General features: G+C 74.4%; 15 protein-coding genes. 9 read left to right on the forward strand and 6 right to left on the reverse strand.

Annotation, left to right across the window (positions count from 1 at the left end; all coding sequences use genetic code 11):
- The first annotated feature begins 236 nt into the window (after nucleotides 1–236).
- The 4 genes from dhaK to IF19_RS0121730 all read left to right on the forward strand — a co-directional run bounded on the left by dhaK (nucleotide 237) and on the right by IF19_RS0121730 (nucleotide 2,998).
- Nucleotides 237–1,223 carry a dihydroxyacetone kinase subunit DhaK gene (gene dhaK, locus IF19_RS0121715; RefSeq protein ID WP_030116783.1) on the forward strand — a complete coding sequence of 329 codons (987 nt, stop codon included), beginning with the start codon at nucleotides 237–239 and terminating at the stop codon, nucleotides 1,221–1,223.
- A 111-nt stretch (nucleotides 1,224–1,334) separates the two neighbouring features.
- Complete coding sequence (gene dhaL, locus IF19_RS0121720) at nucleotides 1,335–1,943, forward strand: dihydroxyacetone kinase subunit DhaL (protein ID WP_030116782.1); 609 nt, start codon at nucleotides 1,335–1,337, stop codon at nucleotides 1,941–1,943.
- Nucleotides 1,940–2,350, forward strand: a complete 411-nt coding sequence (locus IF19_RS0121725) for a PTS-dependent dihydroxyacetone kinase phosphotransferase subunit DhaM (RefSeq protein ID WP_030116781.1) — start codon at nucleotides 1,940–1,942, stop codon at nucleotides 2,348–2,350. The genes dhaL and IF19_RS0121725 overlap by 4 nt, the downstream gene beginning before the upstream one ends.
- 141 nt (nucleotides 2,351–2,491) lie before the next feature.
- On the forward strand, nucleotides 2,492–2,998 hold the full coding sequence (locus IF19_RS0121730) for an NUDIX hydrolase (RefSeq protein WP_030116780.1): 507 nt from the start codon (nucleotides 2,492–2,494) through the stop codon (nucleotides 2,996–2,998).
- On the opposite strand, the gene abc-f is transcribed toward IF19_RS0121730, so the two are convergent.
- From abc-f to IF19_RS0121760, 6 genes are all read right to left on the reverse strand, one after another.
- Nucleotides 2,962–4,662, reverse strand: coding sequence for a ribosomal protection-like ABC-F family protein (gene abc-f, locus IF19_RS0121735; RefSeq protein WP_030116779.1), 1,701 nt, complete (start codon nucleotides 4,660–4,662; stop codon nucleotides 2,962–2,964). The genes IF19_RS0121730 and abc-f overlap by 37 nt on opposite strands.
- Nucleotides 4,663–5,079: 417 nt before the next feature.
- Nucleotides 5,080–6,120: an NAD(P)-dependent alcohol dehydrogenase gene (locus tag IF19_RS0121740; RefSeq protein ID WP_030116778.1), complete on the reverse strand. Its 1,041-nt coding sequence runs from the start codon at nucleotides 6,118–6,120 to the stop codon at nucleotides 5,080–5,082.
- A 165-nt stretch (nucleotides 6,121–6,285) separates the two neighbouring features.
- A complete protein-coding gene (locus tag IF19_RS0121745) occupies nucleotides 6,286–7,086 on the reverse strand; it encodes an SDR family NAD(P)-dependent oxidoreductase (protein WP_030116777.1) in 801 nt (266 codons plus the stop codon).
- Nucleotides 7,083–7,832, reverse strand: a complete 750-nt coding sequence (locus IF19_RS0121750; RefSeq protein ID WP_030276758.1) for a TetR family transcriptional regulator — start codon at nucleotides 7,830–7,832, stop codon at nucleotides 7,083–7,085. The genes IF19_RS0121745 and IF19_RS0121750 overlap by 4 nt, the downstream gene beginning before the upstream one ends.
- A 154-nt stretch (nucleotides 7,833–7,986) precedes the next feature.
- The gene (locus IF19_RS0121755; protein ID WP_032747759.1) at nucleotides 7,987–9,228 is read right to left on the reverse strand and encodes a PP2C family protein-serine/threonine phosphatase; all 1,242 of its coding nucleotides are present in this window, start codon (nucleotides 9,226–9,228) and stop codon (nucleotides 7,987–7,989) included.
- A 249-nt stretch (nucleotides 9,229–9,477) separates the two neighbouring features.
- On the reverse strand, nucleotides 9,478–10,275 hold the full coding sequence (locus tag IF19_RS0121760; RefSeq protein WP_030116774.1) for a GNAT family N-acetyltransferase: 798 nt from the start codon (nucleotides 10,273–10,275) through the stop codon (nucleotides 9,478–9,480).
- 707 nt (nucleotides 10,276–10,982) lie between these two features.
- Between IF19_RS0121760 and IF19_RS0121765 the strand changes: the two genes are divergently transcribed.
- From IF19_RS0121765 to IF19_RS0121785, 5 genes are all read left to right on the forward strand, one after another.
- Nucleotides 10,983–11,873, forward strand: a complete 891-nt coding sequence (locus IF19_RS0121765; protein WP_030189927.1) for a SigB/SigF/SigG family RNA polymerase sigma factor — start codon at nucleotides 10,983–10,985, stop codon at nucleotides 11,871–11,873.
- A gap of 153 nt (nucleotides 11,874–12,026) precedes the next feature.
- The gene (locus IF19_RS0121770) at nucleotides 12,027–12,929 is read left to right on the forward strand and encodes a TetR/AcrR family transcriptional regulator (protein ID WP_030116771.1); all 903 of its coding nucleotides are present in this window, start codon (nucleotides 12,027–12,029) and stop codon (nucleotides 12,927–12,929) included.
- A gap of 136 nt (nucleotides 12,930–13,065) precedes the next feature.
- Nucleotides 13,066–13,959 (forward strand): beta-keto acid cleavage family enzyme, encoded by an 894-nt coding sequence (locus tag IF19_RS0121775; protein WP_030116770.1) that lies wholly within the window; start codon nucleotides 13,066–13,068, stop codon nucleotides 13,957–13,959.
- A gap of 63 nt (nucleotides 13,960–14,022) precedes the next feature.
- A complete protein-coding gene (locus tag IF19_RS0121780) occupies nucleotides 14,023–15,030 on the forward strand; it encodes a 3-hydroxyacyl-CoA dehydrogenase NAD-binding domain-containing protein (RefSeq protein ID WP_030116769.1) in 1,008 nt (335 codons plus the stop codon).
- Entirely contained in the window at nucleotides 15,027–15,596 is a 570-nt protein-coding gene (locus tag IF19_RS0121785) for a thioesterase family protein (RefSeq protein WP_078580777.1), read from the forward strand. Before IF19_RS0121780 ends, IF19_RS0121785 begins: the two co-directional genes overlap by 4 nt.
- Nucleotides 15,597–15,769: the final 173 nt, after the last annotated feature.

The raw sequence follows: 15,769 nt of genomic DNA on the forward strand, positions 1-15,769 counted from the left end.
GTCCCACCCCGGTCAGCCGAAAGCCCTACGGTCGGCTCCACGAACCTGCTGGTCAAGTACGTGCGCGCGCCCCGTCCGCCCTCTGCCGCCCCATCCGGGTCCGGGCCGCCCCGGGCCCGCCGGGCCGGTTCCGGCCCGCGTCGCCGGCCCGGCCCTTCCGGCGGACACCTCGCGAAGGCGGCACGCGCACTCGATACTGGTCCGGACGTTCACCTGCCGAGGAGAGTCCGTTGCGCATGCTGATCAACGTTCCCGAGACCGTGGTCGCCGACGCTCTGCGGGGCATCGCCGCCGCGCATCCCGACCTGACCGTCGATGTGGAGAACCGGGTCGTCGTCCGGCGGGACGCGCCCGTGGCGGGGAAGGTGGCCCTCGTCTCCGGGGGCGGTTCGGGGCACGAGCCGCTGCACGCCGGATTCGTCGGGCCCGGGATGCTGTCGGCCGCCTGTCCCGGCGAGGTGTTCACCTCGCCCGTACCGGATCAGATGGTGCGGGCCGCCGCGGCCGTCGACAGCGGGGCCGGGGTGCTGTTCGTCGTCAAGAACTACACCGGTGACGTGCTCAACTTCGAGATGGCCGCCGAACTCGCCGACGACGAGGGCATCCAGGTCGCCCAGGTCGTGGTGGACGACGACGTGGCCGTGAGCGACAGCACGTTCACCGCCGGGCGGCGGGGTACGGGAGCGACGCTGTTCGTCGAGAAGATCGCCGGAGCGGCGGCCGACGAGGGCGCGCCGCTGGAGCGGGTGGCGGCGGTGGCCCGGCAGGTGAACGGCTCCTCGCGCAGCTTCGGGGTGGCGCTGAGCTCCGTCACCACCCCGGCCAAGGGCAGCCCCACCTTCGATCTGCCCTCCGGTGAGCTGGAGTTGGGCATCGGCATCCACGGGGAGCCGGGGCGCGAGCGGCGGCCGATGATGACGTCCGGGGAGATCGCCGACTTCGCCGTCGACGCGGTCCTGGAGGACCTGCGCCCCACCGGCCCGGTGCTGGCGCTGGTGAACGGTATGGGGGCGACGCCGCTGCTGGAGCTGTACGGCTTCAACGCGGAGGTCCACCGCGTGCTGTCCGAGCGGGGCGTCACGGTGGCTCGTACCCTCGTGGGGAACTATGTGACGTCGCTCGACATGGCGGGCTGCTCGGTGACGCTGTGCCAGGTCGACGAGGAGCTGCTGCGACTGTGGGACGCGCCGGTGGAGACGGCCGCGCTCCGCTGGGGGCGCTGAGCCGCCGGCCGCACGGCGTCACCGCGCGCGGCCCCGGCGCGGGGCCGGCCGTACCAGCCTGTGTACGGCCGGGGCGAGGGGCCCCGGCCGTACCGAGGAACAGGAGACCTTGTGCTCGACACCGACTTCTTCCGCCGCTGGATGACCGCCGCAGCGGCTTCCGTGGACCGTGAGGCGGACCACCTGACCGATCTGGACTCGGCGATCGGAGACGCCGACCACGGCAGCAATCTGCAGCGCGGCTTCGCGGCGGTGAAGGCGGTGCTGGAGAAGGACGCCCCGGCCACGCCCGGTGCGCTGCTGGCGCTGGCCGGACGGCAGCTCATCTCCACGGTGGGCGGGGCGTCCGGCCCGCTGTACGGGACGCTGCTGCGCCGTACGGGCAAGGCGCTCGGGGACGAGGCCGAGGTGACGCAGGAGCAGTTCGCCCAGGCGTTCGCGGCGGGGGTGGCCGCGGTGGGGCAGCTGGGCGGCGCCCAGGCCGGGGACAAGACGATGCTCGACGCGCTGCTGCCCGCGGCGGAGGCGCTCGCCCTCTCGTTCGACGGGGCGGCGGACGCGGCCCGTGCGGGAGCGGAGGCCACGGTGCCGATGCGGGCGCGCAAGGGCCGGGCCAGCTATCTGGGTGAGCGCAGTATCGGGCACCAGGACCCCGGGGCGACGTCGGCGGCGCTGCTGGTGGACGCCCTGGCGGAGACGGCGGACGGGGAGGGCGCGTGAGCGGCGAGCGTCAGGTGGGCATCGTGCTGGTCTCGCACAGCGGGCCGGTGGCCGAGTCGGTCGCGGAGCTGGCCCGGGGCCTCGCCGCCGGAGGGGTGACCGCCCCGGTCGCCCCGGCGGGCGGACTGCCGAACGGCGGGCTGGGAACAAGCGCGGAACTGATCGGCCGGGCGGCCGCCTCGGTGGACCGGGGCGCGGGCGTCGCGGTGCTGGTGGATCTGGGGAGCGCGGTCCTGACCGTCAAGTCGATGCTGGCCGAGGGCGACGAACTGCCGGAGAACACCCGCCTCGTGGACGCCCCGTTCGTGGAGGGGGCGGTGGCCGCCGTGGTGACCGCGTCGGCGGGCGGCGATCTGGCGGCGGTGGAGGCCGCGGCCTCGGAGGCGTACGGCTACCGCAAGACGTGAGGCCCCCGCCCCGGGACGGTGTGGGGCGGCCGGGCGGTCCCGCGTCGCCGGGCGCCTCGGCGTGCCCGCCCGGGGAGGCCGTCCGCGTACGCCCTCCCGCCCGCCTGGCGTCTCCCGCGTCGCCGCAGCAGACTTGACGGCATGTCGAGAAGCAGACGGAGTGCGGGGCTTCTGCTCTTCCGGGTCACGGAGGAGGCGGCGGGCGAGCGGGACGTCGAGGTGCTGATCGGGCACATGGGCGGGCCGTTCTGGGCGGGGCGGGAGGAGGCCGCCTGGTCGGTTCCGAAGGGCGAGTACGGCCCGGACGAGAGCGCGGAGGCGGCCGCCCGCCGGGAGTTCACGGAGGAGCTGGGGGTGCCGGTGCCGCCCGGGGAGTGGATCGCGCTCGGCGAGTCCCGGCAGCGCAGCGGCAAGACGGTGACCGCCTGGGGTCTGGAGGCGGAGCTGGACGTGGCGTCCGTCGTGCCGGGGACGTTCACGATGGAGTGGCCGCGCGGGTCCGGCGTGCAGCGGGAGTTCCCGGAGATGGACCGGTTCGCCTGGTGCACGCCGGAGCAGGCCGCGGAGCGGCTGATCGCCGGTCAACGCGTCTTCGTCGACCGGCTGCGCACTCAGGTGCGTCGCGCGGCCGCCTCCCCCGACGCGTAGGACGGGACCGCGTCCGCCGGGCGGCCCGCCCGCAGCTCCAGGACGTCGCCGGTGAAGCGGGACCGGAAGCTGCGGTCGTGCGAGACGACGACCACCGCGCCCGGGTACGCGTCGAGCGCCTGCTCCAGCTCCTCGACGAGGCTCAGCGCGATGTGGTTCGTCGGCTCGTCCAGCACCAGCAGATCGGCCGGCCGGGTCACCAGCCGGGCCAGGGCCAGCCTGCGCTGCTGGCCGACCGAGAGGGATGCCACCGGCACCCCGAGGTCCTCCGGCCGGAACAGTCCGAGGGCCAGGAGTTCGTCGGCGTACTCGTCGGGGAAGCCGGGCCGGCCGGCCGCGAACGTGGCGAGCAGCGTGCGCCGGGTGGGGCGCGCGGGCAGTTCCTGCGGCAGGTAGCCGACGCGCGCGTGCCGGGTGACCGTGCCCGTGTCGGGGGCGAGGTCGCCGGCGAGGACCCGGAGCAGGGTGGTCTTCCCCGCGCCGTTATTGCCGGTCACCAGGAGGCGGGTACCGGCCGCGACGCGGAGGGCGGTCAGGTGCAGGCGGTCGCCCACGGAGACGTCCTCCAGCTCCACGAGCGTCCTCGGGCGGGCCGCCGCGTCGGGCCCCGTGGCGAGGGCGGGGCGGCCGGTGAAGGCCAGCGGGCGGGGCGGGGGCGGCACGGAAGAGCCGCGCAGCGCCTCCAGCCGGGTCCGGGCGGCCCTGACCCGGCCGGACAGCTTGGCCTCGTGCGAGCGGCGGTGCTTGCCGAAGCCCTGTTTCGGGTCGCCTCCGGTGGCCGTGAGCCGCGCCCCGGCCGCCGCGACCAGTTCCTCGGTCCGGGCCAGGTCCGCCAGGTACTCCTCGTGGTCCTGGGCCCAGCGGCGGCGGGCGGCGGCCTTGGCGGTGCGGTAGCCGTCCCAGCCGTCCCCGTACCGGGTGACCGTGCGCAGGTCCCGGTCGACCTCCAGGATGACCGAGGTGACGCGCTCCAGGAACGCCCGGTCGTGGGTGATCGTGACGACGGTCCCCCGGTGGGCGCGGAGGTGGTCCTCCAGCCAGCCGACGGCGCGGGCGTCGAGGTGGTTGGTCGGTTCGTCGAGGAGCAGCAGTTCGGGCGCGGCGGCCAGGACGCAGGCGAGGGCGAGCCGGGACCGCTCGCCGCCGGAGAGCGTGGCGAGCGCGCGGTCGCGGGTGAGGTGGGCCAGGCCGAGTCCGTGCAGGGCCGCTTCGGTGCGGGCGTTTGCCCGGTAGCCGTCGCGGTCCTCGTAGGCGGTGAGGAGGTCTCCGTACGCGGCGAGTTCCGCTTCGGTGGGACCCGGGTCGCCGGGATCGCGCTCCGAGAGCTCCCTCTCCGCCTCGCGGATGCGGTGTTCGAGATCGCGGAGGTCGGCGAGGGCCGCGTCGACCGCGTCCCGCACGGTGCGGGCGGGGCCGAGGTCGAGTGTCTGGGCGAGGTGGCCGGTGCCGCCGGGGAACCGGACGGTGACCTCACCGGTGTCCGGCGCCTCGGCCCCGGCCAGCAGGCGGAGCAGCGTGGACTTTCCGGAGCCGTTCTCTCCGATGACGGCGATCTTCTCGCCGGGGCGGACGGTGAGGGTCACCTGGTCGAGCACGGAGCGGTCTCCGTACGCCTTGGAGACGTCCTTCACGGCCAGTTGGGTGCGGTCGCGCTGAGGGTGCATGGGTGCCTTCTCGCTGGGTGACGGCCCGCCGCGGCGCACACGGGGTACGGCGCGGTGCGGCGGGGCGTGGCGTGGATGCCGGACGGCGGAAGGGACGGCGGCGGGTACGCGGATACGTCGACCGCCCCGGGACGTCACGTCACGGGGAGGTGGGCACCGGGGCGTCCCGACGGGACGCGGGGTGCGGCGCGCTGCGGCCGTCCGGGCCGGGGATCAGCGGAAGAAGTAGAAGCGGTACGAACCCATGCGGGCGAGTTTAGCGAGAGGCCGCCGCCGGGGCCCGGGAATATCGCCACCCGCCCCGGCAGCGGTGGGCTGCCGGGGCGGGCGGAAGGCACGGCGGGCGATGCGGGGAGGTCCGGGGAGGCCCGCGTCCGCGGCCGGCGCCGTCCCCCGCACCCGCTTCAGCCGGTGGTATCAGCCGTTGGGGAGGATGACGGCCCGGCCGTTGATCCTGCCGTCGTGCAGGCGTTCGTAGGCGAGGGGGGCCTCGTCGATGGAGTACGTCTCCACGTGGACGTCCACCGCTCCGGCGTGGGCCAGGTCGAGGACCTCGGCCAGTTCCTTGCGCGAGCCCCAGTAGGGGGCGCAGACCGTGGTGCCGTACGGGAGGCTCCCGAAGCCGACCGGGAGCGCGCCGCCGCCGATGCCGACGATGGTGACGTCGCCGTCCACCCGGGCGACGGCTCCGACGGTGCGGACCGTGGGCGGTGCGCCGACGAAGTCGAGGACCACCTGGGCGCCGAGTCCGCCGGTCAGCTCCATGACGCGCGCGGCCGCCTTCTCGTCCGAGAGGACGGCCTCGTGCGCGCCGACGGTCCGGGCGAGGTCGAGCTTCTCCTCGGTGACGTCGAGGGCGATGACCCGGGTGGACGTCATGGCGCGCAGGAGCTGGATCGCGACGTGGCCGAGGCCGCCGGTGCCGATGACCACGGCGGTGGAGCCGGGCACGAGCTTCGCCAGGGAACGCACGATGGCGTGGTACGGGGTGAGGCCGGCGTCGGTGAGCGGCACCGTCCGCACCGGGTCGAGGTCACCGATCGGGACCAGGTGGCGGGGGTCGTCGACGACCATGTACTCGGCCATCGCGCCGGGGGCGCCGAGGCCGGGCGGCATGATGCCGAGCTCCTTGGCGCGCAGGCAGTAGTTCTCCTTGCCCTCGGCGCAGTTGACGCAGGTGCCGCAGCCCCACGGCCCGTACACCGCGACGGAGTCGCCGATCCCGAAGGCGTCGACGCCGTCGCCGAGTGCCGCGACCGTGCCGACCCCTTCGTGGCCGAGGGTGAGGGGCAGCGGGAAGGGGACCTGGTCGGCGGGCCAGCTCATCACGGCGATGTCGGAGTGGCAGACGCCCGCCGCGGTGACCTTCAGCAGGACCTGGCCGGGGCCGGGCTCGGGGTCCGGGACGGTGACCACCTCGGGGGCGGCGCCGACTGCTCGGTACTGGACGGCTTTCATGGGGTCTCCTCGCTCATTCCGTCGCGTGCTTCCTTTGTCGCCCCCCGCTCCCCCGCGCGCCACTCGGGCGCGCCGGGACCCGCCCGGCGCGCCCGGCGGGTACCGGCCGGGGCCGCGACGCCCGGCACGGCCCGCCCGGTCCCGGTCCGCCGGACACGTCCTCGGTCACGGGGCGCTGTAGCCGCCGTCCACGAGGTGGTAGCTGCCGTGGATGAAGGAGGCCCGGTCGGAGAGCAGGAAGGCGGCCAGTTCGGCGACCTCCTCGGCGGTGCCGAGGCGTCCGGCCGGGTGCAGGGAGATCAGGTGGTCGCGGGCGGCGGGGTCGGCGTTCCGCAGGAGCGGGGTGTCGATGAAGCCGGGGCCGACCGCGTTGATCCGAACGTTCCGAGCGGCGTATTCGAGCGCCGCGGTCTTGGTGAGGCCGACGACGCCGTGCTTGGCCGCGACGTAGGCGGGCGATCCGGCGAAGCCGTTGGTGCCGAGGATGGAGGACATGTTGACGATCGCGCCGCCGCCCGCCGCGACGATGGCGGGCAGTTCGTGGCGCATCGAGTAGAAGACGCCGCTGAGGTTGGTGGCGATCACGCGGTCCCAGTCCTCGACCGGGTAGCCGCCGGTGGGGTTGCTGGGGCCCGCGATGCCGGCGTTGTTCACGGCCAGGTGGAGCGCGCCGAAGATCTCCACGGTGAAGCGCACGCCCGCCTCGACGGAGGCCGGGTCGGTGACGTCCATCGCGACGGCCGCGGCCCTGGCTCCGGCGCCCTCCAGTTCGGCGGCGGCCTTGCGCGCGTTCGCCTCGTCGTAGTCGGCGACGACGACCGCCGCACCGCCGGCGGCGAGCCGCCGGGTCAGGGCGAGGCCGATGCCGGACGCGCCACCGGTGACGAGGGCGGTGCGGCCGGCGAACTCGGCCGGGTCCTGGGTCAGTGCCGCGGTGGGTACGGGCGTGCTGTGCTCGGTGCTCATGAGGTTGCCTCGGTTCCTTCTGCTACTGCTTCTGTGGTGCTGGTGGTACTGGTGGTGCCGGCGATCGGGGTGGCGTCGGCGGTCGTGCCGGCGTCGGCGGTCGCGGGCCGTTCCGGAGCGGCGTACGGCCCTTCGAGCAGATCGGCGGTCAACGCGTCGAACGCCTCGGTGACCAGGTCGGGCAGTGCGTCCGGCCTGCCCCCGCGCACCCAGGCGGCCTGGGCGGCGAGCAGCGCGCCCGCGCCGGCGGCGACGGTGACGGCGGGCCGGATGTCCCGTCGCGGATCGGCGCCGAGCCGGGCCGCGACGATGGCGACCGAGTCCTCCTGGGCGTCCACCCGGATGTGGTGGAAGGCGGCGTAGAGCGTCGGCTCCTCCTCGGCGACGACCAGCAGGTCGAAGATCCGCGGGCGGAGGTGCCAGGGCTCGGCCGCGGGGTCGCCCAGCCAGTCGAGGACGGCCCGCCGGTAGGCGAGGAGCGGGGGCTCATCGGCCGGCCGGGCCCGCAGGGCCGCGTTGATGCGGTCGCCGTCGCCCCGCAGGGAGTCGAGTGCGGCGGCTTCCTTGCTCGCGAAGTACCGGCTGAACGTACGGCGGTCGACGTCCGCGGCCTCCGCGATCTCCTCGACCGTCACGTTCCGCAGCCCCCGGTCGAGCACCAGCTCGAACGCGGCCTGCGCCAGGGTGTCGCGGGTGCGGCGCGCCTTGCGGCCGCGCCGCTCCGGGATCTTCCGTTCCGGACTCATACATGCACCGTACACCCGAAAATGTCCCTACGCGACATTCGTCTCGTGGGGACATGAGGAGGTGTGACAGCCTCGGCGGCTCCGGACCCGAAAGGGGACTCGGAGGGGACCCGGAAGGGACCCGAAAGGGACACAGAGGGGGCTCGGAAGCGGATCAGAAGGGCAGGGCCATCGGAGGCGCCGCCCCGGAGGGTGCGGGAGCGGGCGCGGCGGGCCCGGTGACGGCGACGGCGCTTACCGGCCGGGAAGCGCCGGTCTCGACCGGGGCCCGGCACAGCGCGAGCGCGGCGACGTCGTCCCGGCGGACGCCTCCGGAGAACGCCTCCAGGTCGACGTGGAGCGCGTCGAGCAACTCCCGCGGCCCGTGCCCGGTCCACGCCGCGGCGCGCTCGTCCAGGGGGTAGAAGGCTCCGGCCGCGTCGCGGGCCTCGGTGACCCCGTCCGTGACGACGAGGAGCGTCGCGCCCGGCGGGAAGGCGAAGGACTCGGTCGTCCGGGTCTCCCGGCTGAGCCCGGCGAGGCCCAGGGGGACGTACGTCCGCCGGAGCGGGACGGCCGTGCTCCGGCCGTCGTCGAACAGGCGCGGCGGCAGATGGCCGCAGTTGACGGCCTCCACCCGGCCGCTTCCGTCGAACCCGAGCACGAGCGCCGTGACGAAGCGTTCGGCCTCGCCGGTCTGGGCGGAGAAGGCGTTGTGCCGGACGACGGCGTCCTCCAGCGCCTCCACCACTCCGGTGAGCGTGGCCTCGCGGATCGCCGCCTCACGGAACGCGGCGATCGCCGCGAACCCGGCGCCGATGGCGGCGAGCCCCTTGCCCTGGACGTCCCCGATGATCACCCGGGTCCCGTAGGGCGAATCGACGACCTCGTAGATGTCCCCGCCGACGAACCGGTCCTCCTCGAGGGGCTCGTAGAGGCCGTGCGCGAGCACGTGACCGGTCGTGACGGGCAGCGGGCGCAGGATCTGGCGCTGGAGGGTGACGACGGCGGACCGCAGCCGCGCCATCTCGGTGGCATGGCGGATACGGGCGGCGCAGGCGGCGACGCCGAGGGCACAGGCCAGCACGGCGAACCCGATGCCGAAGAGGAAGTCCCAGAACGTGCCGTCCGTACCGGCCCGGAAGCCGACGACGACCGTGGTGATCCACACCGCCACCCAGATCGTCTGCCGGAGACTGCAGTAGACGGAGGCCAGCGCCGGGACCACCACGAGCAGCGGCACAAGCCGCAGGTCGTTGCCGGTCGCGACGTCGATGAAGACGACCAGGGCGGTCAGCAGCGCGATGCCGCCGGCCAGGGGCCAGCTGCCGATCCGGCTGCGGGAGACCGAGGCGATGCCCGGGTCCGCCGCCGCTGCCGCGTCCTCGCTCCAGTGCCGGTCCCGCTTCCGCGCCATGTCCAGCAACCTCATGGGCACGGCCTGTCCTCCTGCTGGTCGGTCGGCGCCGCCCGCGGTCCGGGCAGTCCCTTCCAGTTGACCGGGGTACGGGCCCGCGCACAGGAGGGCGAAGGGCCCGAGCGGCCGCCGAAGGTCCCGCCCGGGACCTCGGACCCGGGGCCTTCGGCCCCTACCGGGGGTGCCGGAGGTCCCGGTCGTGCGCGTACCGGGGGCGCGTACCCGTACGGGGGGCGCGGCGGAGGGCGGTCAGCGCGGCGAGGGCCGACGGGTCCCGTCCGCCGCCGGGAGCGTCGCGGGGACGAGGGCGGAGAGGAATTCGGTACGCCGGCGGAGCCGGAACCCGAGCGACTCGTAGAGCCGGACGGCGTTGGTGTTCGAGGCGGACGCGTGCAGGAACGGCGTCTCGCCGCGCTCTCGGACACCGTACGCGACCGCCCGGACGAGGCGGCCCGCCAGGCCCCGGCCCCGTACGGACTCGTCGGTGCAGACCCCGCTGATCTCGGTCCAGCCCGGCGGGTGCAGCCGCTCCCCCGCCATCGCCACCAGGTCACCGCCGCGACGGATGCCGAGGTAGGTGCCCAGCTCGACCGTGCGCGGCAGGAAGGGGCCGGGGCGGGTGCGGGCCACCAGGTCCAGCATCTCCGGCACGTCCTGAGGGCCGAGCCGTACCGCTTCCGGGTCGGGCGCGGCGTCCACGGATTCGTCGACGAGCTGGACGCCCTCGGCGCGGAAGACGACCTCCCAGTCCGGGGGCGGCGCCTCCTGGAATGCGGCCAGCGCGACGGCGGCCCCCGGTCCGGCCAGCGCCGCCACCTCGGCCCAGTCCGGGGCCTCCGGGGTGTCCGGGAGCGCGATCCAGGGGGTGACGTCGGGCGGGTAGCGCAGGATCCGGCCGCGGCGCTCGGCGAAGTGGGCGTGCGGACCGGTGAGGGAGGAGCGGGCCGGGTTGTCCAGGGGGTGGAGCGGGGAAGCGCCCGCCGTGGAAGGGCGGGGGTCGGCAGGGGGCCGGGTGTCGGCGGGAGGCCGGGTGTCGTTCTGGGGCATGGTCGTCCTCGTTCCGTCCGTCGCACGAAGTCTCGGCGGCGGGTGCGCTGACGCCGGAGCGGCGCACCCGCCGGCAGCGGACAGCATCGTGGACGCCGCGGGTATTCCGCGCGGCACATCTGTTCACGACACCGTAACCATCGAGAACCGCAAGGACGCCGTGCCTCCGGGCGGCCGGGGCCGGCCTTCCCGCGCCCGGAGCCCCGGCTCCCGGCGCTCGGCCCACGGGCGGCCGGGGCCGGTCCGCTCAGCGGCGGGGCCGTCCGGTCCCGGCGCCGCCGGGCGTCGCGGACCCGGGCAGGATCCCCGGGACGCGCCCGGGGGACGAGCAACCAATTCGACTCATCCGTAGGCCGATACGCGCCGCTCCACCCCCAACCGCCGCCCGGCTGTGGCACTCTGGTGGCGACCGCCCCACCGGGCTCCCCCGTACCGGTGGGGCGGTTCTCCGCACCCTCCGGGCATACGAGCCGCGGCCGGGGCCGACCGGCGCCCCGCCGGGCTCCTTCCGGCGCGCCCCATGCGAATCCGTGGCCCCGCCGCTCACTCCCGTACCTCTCATGACGCCTTCTCAGCGGTGAACCCGCCCTGGTCCCGGCGGTCTCGCGCACGGGCGGCGAATCAACTCGTTCTCGCACGCATGAGAGTCATGACCCGGGGAAGGCGAACAACCCTGAGGGCCTTCGAACCAGGGAGCGTGAAGCGACATGACCGTGCAGACCTCGCAGACCGCACAGTCCGTGCAGACGGCGGGTACGGACGTGACGGGCACCGCCGAGGATCTTCCCTGGATCGAGGATGCCGGGAAGGTCGCCCCGATGGACGCGCGCCGCCTCTCGCGTCTCTTCTTCGACCGGCTCCAGGTCCTGGAGGAGGGGACGCACGAGTACCAGTACGCGCGCAACACCCTCATCGAGATGAACCTGTCCCTGGTCCGGTTCGCCGCCAACCGCTTCCGCAACCGGGGCAGCGGTGACATGGAGGACATCGTCCAGGTCGGCACCATCGGGCTGATCAAGGCGATCGACCGCTTCGACCTCTCGCGGGAGGTCGAGTTCACGTCGTTCGCCGTGCCGTACATCGTCGGGGAGATCAAGCGCTTCTTCCGTGACACGAGCTGGGCGGTGCACGTGCCGCGCCGCCTCCAGGAGCTGCGGGTCGACCTCGCCAAGGCGAAGGAGGCGCTGGCCGCCGACCTCGACCGGGACCCCACGGTCAAGGAGCTGGCGGAAGCCCTGGGCATCGAGGAGTCCGAGGTCACCGAGGGCATCGTCGCCTCCAACGGCTACACGGCGGGCTCCCTGGACATGCCGACCGACACGGCGGAGAGCGGGCCCGGTCAGAGCGGCGCGCGGACCTTCGCCGATGTGCTGGGCGGCCTCGACCCCGCGATGGAGAGCGTGGAGAACCTGCACGCCCTCGCTCCCCTGCTGAGCGAGCTCGACGAGCGGGAGCGCCGGATCATCGACATGCGCTTCGGCCAGGAGATGACCCAGGCCCAGATCGGCGCCGAACTGGGCATCTCGCAGATGCACGTGTCCCGGCTGCTGAGCCGGATGCTCGGCCGGCTGCGCGACGGGATGCTCGTCCAGGAGTGACCCCCTGACGTACCGCCCCTCGGAGGGCAGGGCGTTGGGGTGCTGACTGATGCGTCAGTCAGCACCCCAACGCCCTTTTTTCATGCGGTGAATCGTGACCGACCCCCGCACTGACGTTGAGGTTTTCTCAACACATGGCTACGGTGGCTGACCATGCAGCAGAACGAGGTGGCCGCACGGGTCCGGCAGGTGATCGACGCGACGGGGGTGAGCGACCGCGAGTTCGCCCGGCGGATCGTCATCGATCCGTCGAAGCTGTCCCGTTCACTGAACGGCGCCCGGCGCTTCACCGTCGCCGAACTGGCCCGGATCGCCGACATCGGCGGTGTGGACGTCGGCGGGCTGATCGGCCCGGCGGTAAAGTCGCCGAACGGCGCGCCGGCCGGTACGACGTCGGCCCCGGCGTCCGGACCCCCGCCGTCGCCGTCCCGCTCCCCCATGTCGGCGCCCGCCGCGCCGGAGGGCGGCAGACCGCTGCAGATCGTGCGGGAGACCGTCCGGCTCATCGCGGAACGCGGCTTCCACGCCGTGCGGGTCGCGGACATCGCCGCGGCCTGCCACACCAGCACGGCGACGATCCACTACCACTTCCCGGGCCGTGACGAACTGCTCGAAGCGGCGGTCCGCTGGTGCATGGACGAGGACACCCGCCGTCGCGCCGACGCCACGGCCGGGTCCCGTCACGCCGGGGACGAACTGCGCCGGCTGATCGAACTCCAGACGCCCCGCACCGAGCAGCAGCGGCGGCAGTGGTGCGTCTGGCTCGATCTGTGGGCGCAGGCCGCCCGGTCCACCGCGGTCGGACGGCTCCACGTCGAGTACTACCGCCAGTGGCGGGGCACGGTCGCGGACGTGATCCGGCGCGGCGCCGAGCAGGGCGCCTTCCGCGCGGTCGACGCGGACGCGGCCGCCCTGGCCCTGACCGCGCTGATCGACGGGCTCGCCACCCAGGTCCTGGCCACCGAGCCCGGCCGCCCGGGCACCGACGCCCGCGCCATGCACGACACCCTGACCGCCCATGTGGACGCCTGCCTCACCGCGCCCACCGACAGCTGAACCTCGCGCGTACCCCCGTCCGCCCCGAAAGCACGGTGCCGCGCCCGCGCCCGCGACACCCCACAGCACCCGCGACACCCCACAGCGCCCGTAGCTCCCTCCGCTCCCGTGACTCCCCGACAGGAGACGTCTCCGCATGTCCGTGAACCAGAACGTCATCATCACCTGCGCCCTCACCGGCGCCGGCGACACCGTGGGCCGCAGCCCGCATGTCCCGGTGACGCCCGAGCAGATCGCCGCCTCCGCCGTCGAGGCCGCCGGCGCGGGCGCCGCCGTGGTCCACATCCACGTCCGCGATCCGGAGACCGGAGCGCCCTCCCGGGAGCCGCGGCTCTACCGGGAGGTCGTCGAGCGGATCCGGGAGACCGGCACCGACGTGGTGATCAACCTGACCGCCGGCATGGGCGGCGACCTCGTCATCGACCCGGAGGCCCCGCTCCGCCACCTGCCGGGCACCGACCTGGTCGGCGGAATCGAACGGCTGCCGCACGTCGAGGACCTGCTGCCGGACATCTGCACCCTCGACTGCGGTTCGCTGAACTTCGGCGACGGCAGCAACCTCTACGTATCGACCCCCGACATGCTGCGCACCGGCGCCCGGCGCATCCAGGAACTCGGCGTGCGGCCGGAGTTGGAGATCTTCGACACCGGGCAGCTGTGGTTCGCCAAGCAGCTCCTCGCCGAAGGGCTGCTCGACGACCCCACCGTCTTCCAGCTCTGCATGGGCGTCCCGTGGGGCGCGCCCGCCGACCCGGGGGTCCTGATGTCGATGGTCAACATGCTTCCGGAGGGGGCTCGTTGGGCGAGCTTCGCGCTCGGCCGGATGCAGATGCCGTGGGTCGCCCAGTCGATCCTGCTCGGCGGGCACGTCCGGGTCGGCCTGGAGGACAACCTGTACCTGGCCAAGGGGGTCAAGGCCACCAACGGCCAACTGGTGGAGCGCGCCGTGCGGATCACGGAGTCCCTGGGCTCCCGGGTCGCCACGCCCGACGAGGCGCGCGAGCAGCTCGGCCTGCGCCCCCGCGCCTGATCCCGCCCCGCCGCCTCCGCCCGGCCTCCGCCATCCCCCCGCGACTCACCCCGGAGTGACCCCGTGACCCTGATCCCCTCCCCCACCACGCCGGACGGCCACGCCGCCCCCTGCGCCCCGGAGGACGTACGCCGAGTGGCGTGCGTCGGCGCCGGGGTGATCGGCGGCGGCTGGGCGGCCCACTTCCTCGCCCGCGGCTACGACGTCACCGCCTGGGACCCGGCTCCCGACGCGGCCGTCCGGCTGCGCCGGCTCATCGCCGCCGCCTGGCCCGCGCTGGAGCGGCTCGGTCTGGCCGAGGGGGCGTCGCAGGACCGGCTGACCGTGACGGCCACCCTCGAAGAGGCCGTGGCCGAGGCCCAGTTCGTCCAGGAGAGCGCCCCGGAGAAGCTGGAGCTCAAGCGCGGCCTGCTGGCCCGGCTGGACGCCGCCGCTCCCGCCGGTACGGTGATCGCCTCGTCGACCTCCGGCTACCCGATGACCGACATGCAGACGGAGGCGGCCGATCCCGGGCGGCTCGTCGTCGGGCACCCCTTCAACCCGCCCTACCTGATCCCCCTGGTGGAGGTCGTCGGCGGTGAGCGGACCTCGCCCGCCGCCGTCGACTGGGCCTCGCGCTTCTACACCGTGGCGGGCAAGTCCGTGATCACCATGGACCGCGAGGTGCCCGGCTTCATCGCCAACCGCCTCCAGGAGGCCCTGTGGCGCGAGGCGTTGCACATGGTCGCCAACGGCGAGGCGACGGTGGCGGAGATCGACGCGTCGATCACCGAGGGGCCGGGGCTCCGCTGGGCCGTGATGGGGCCGATGCTCACGTTCGCGCTCGCCGGCGGCGAGGGCGGGATGGCTCATATGCTCGACCACTTCGGCCCGTCGCTGAAGTCGCCCTGGACCAGGCTCGAAGCGCCCGAACTGGACCGGGCGCTGTACGAGGCGGTGGTGGCCGGCTGCGAGGAGGCGGCGGACGGCCGCGGCATCGCCGACCTGGTCGCCGAGCGGGACCGGGGCGTCATCGACGTCCTGCGGGCGACGGGCCGGCTGCCCCGTACCGCCGAGGAGGCGGCCCGATGAGCGCGCACCCGGCCCCCGAGGCCGCTCCCGCCACCGCCCCCGTACCCGGCGCCGAGGAGACGGCCGTGACCGACGGCGCGGCGCCGCTGCCCGTGCTCCACCGGACCGTACGGCCGGAGTGGATCGACTACAACGGCCATATGAGCGAGGCGTTCTACGTCCTGGTCTTCGGGTACGCCACCGACGCCATGATGATCGAGACCGGTCTCCACGCCGGGTACCGGGAGAGCACCGGCTGTTCCCTGTACACCGTCGAGTCCCACATCCGCTATCTCCGCGACGTCCCGGAGGGGGCCCATCTCACGGTCCGCACGCGGATGTTGGGCGCGGACGCCAAGAAGGCGCGCTTCTGCCACGAGATGTACGTCGTCGACGCCCCGGACGGAACGCCCGGACCGGATGCCTCCCCGGTGGCGACGAGCGAGCTGCTGGCGCTCCACGTGGACCGGCGCCTGGGCCGCACCGCCCCGTTCCCGGACCGCGTACGGGCGCGTCTGGAGGCGCTCGTCGAGCCAGCGCCCGAGTGGGCCGGCCGCTCGATCGCCGAGGTTTCGGCTCCCCGCTGAACCCTGACGCCGTATCCGCCGCCCGCACCGCGCGCGGCGGGTACGGTGCTCACGCGGGCGCCGCCGCCTCCTCCCCCTCGGCGCTCGGGCGGCGGCGGGGCGGCCCGCGTCACCGCCGTACGGCGTGTGCGGCGGTGACGTTGCCGCCGTGTTGCGGGGTGTGGCACGCCGTT

This window comes from Streptomyces californicus, assembly GCF_000717645.1.
Taxonomy (GTDB): Bacteria; Actinomycetota; Actinomycetes; order Streptomycetales; family Streptomycetaceae; genus Streptomyces; species Streptomyces californicus.

What these genes read in the sequence shown, in the direction of transcription:
- dhaK (WP_030116783.1), top strand. Translation starts at nt 237, where the DNA reads ATGCTGATCAACGTTCCCGAGACCGTGGTCGCCGACGCTCTGCGGGGC.
- IF19_RS0121730 (WP_030116780.1), top strand. Translation starts at nt 2,492, where the DNA reads ATGTCGAGAAGCAGACGGAGTGCGGGGCTTCTGCTCTTCCGGGTCACG.
- abc-f (WP_030116779.1), bottom strand. Translation starts at nt 4,662, where the DNA reads ATGCACCCTCAGCGCGACCGCACCCAACTGGCCGTGAAGGACGTCTCC.
- IF19_RS0121740 (WP_030116778.1), bottom strand. Translation starts at nt 6,120, where the DNA reads ATGAAAGCCGTCCAGTACCGAGCAGTCGGCGCCGCCCCCGAGGTGGTC.
- IF19_RS0121745 (WP_030116777.1), bottom strand. Translation starts at nt 7,086, where the DNA reads ATGAGCACCGAGCACAGCACGCCCGTACCCACCGCGGCACTGACCCAG.
- IF19_RS0121750 (WP_030276758.1), bottom strand. Translation starts at nt 7,832, where the DNA reads ATGAGTCCGGAACGGAAGATCCCGGAGCGGCGCGGCCGCAAGGCGCGC.
- IF19_RS0121755 (WP_032747759.1), bottom strand. Translation starts at nt 9,228, where the DNA reads ATGGCGCGGAAGCGGGACCGGCACTGGAGCGAGGACGCGGCAGCGGCG.
- IF19_RS0121760 (WP_030116774.1), bottom strand. Translation starts at nt 10,275, where the DNA reads ATGCCCCAGAACGACACCCGGCCTCCCGCCGACACCCGGCCCCCTGCC.
- IF19_RS0121765 (WP_030189927.1), top strand. Translation starts at nt 10,983, where the DNA reads ATGACCGTGCAGACCTCGCAGACCGCACAGTCCGTGCAGACGGCGGGT.
- IF19_RS0121770 (WP_030116771.1), top strand. Translation starts at nt 12,027, where the DNA reads ATGCAGCAGAACGAGGTGGCCGCACGGGTCCGGCAGGTGATCGACGCG.
- IF19_RS0121775 (WP_030116770.1), top strand. Translation starts at nt 13,066, where the DNA reads ATGTCCGTGAACCAGAACGTCATCATCACCTGCGCCCTCACCGGCGCC.
- IF19_RS0121785 (WP_078580777.1), top strand. Translation starts at nt 15,027, where the DNA reads ATGAGCGCGCACCCGGCCCCCGAGGCCGCTCCCGCCACCGCCCCCGTA.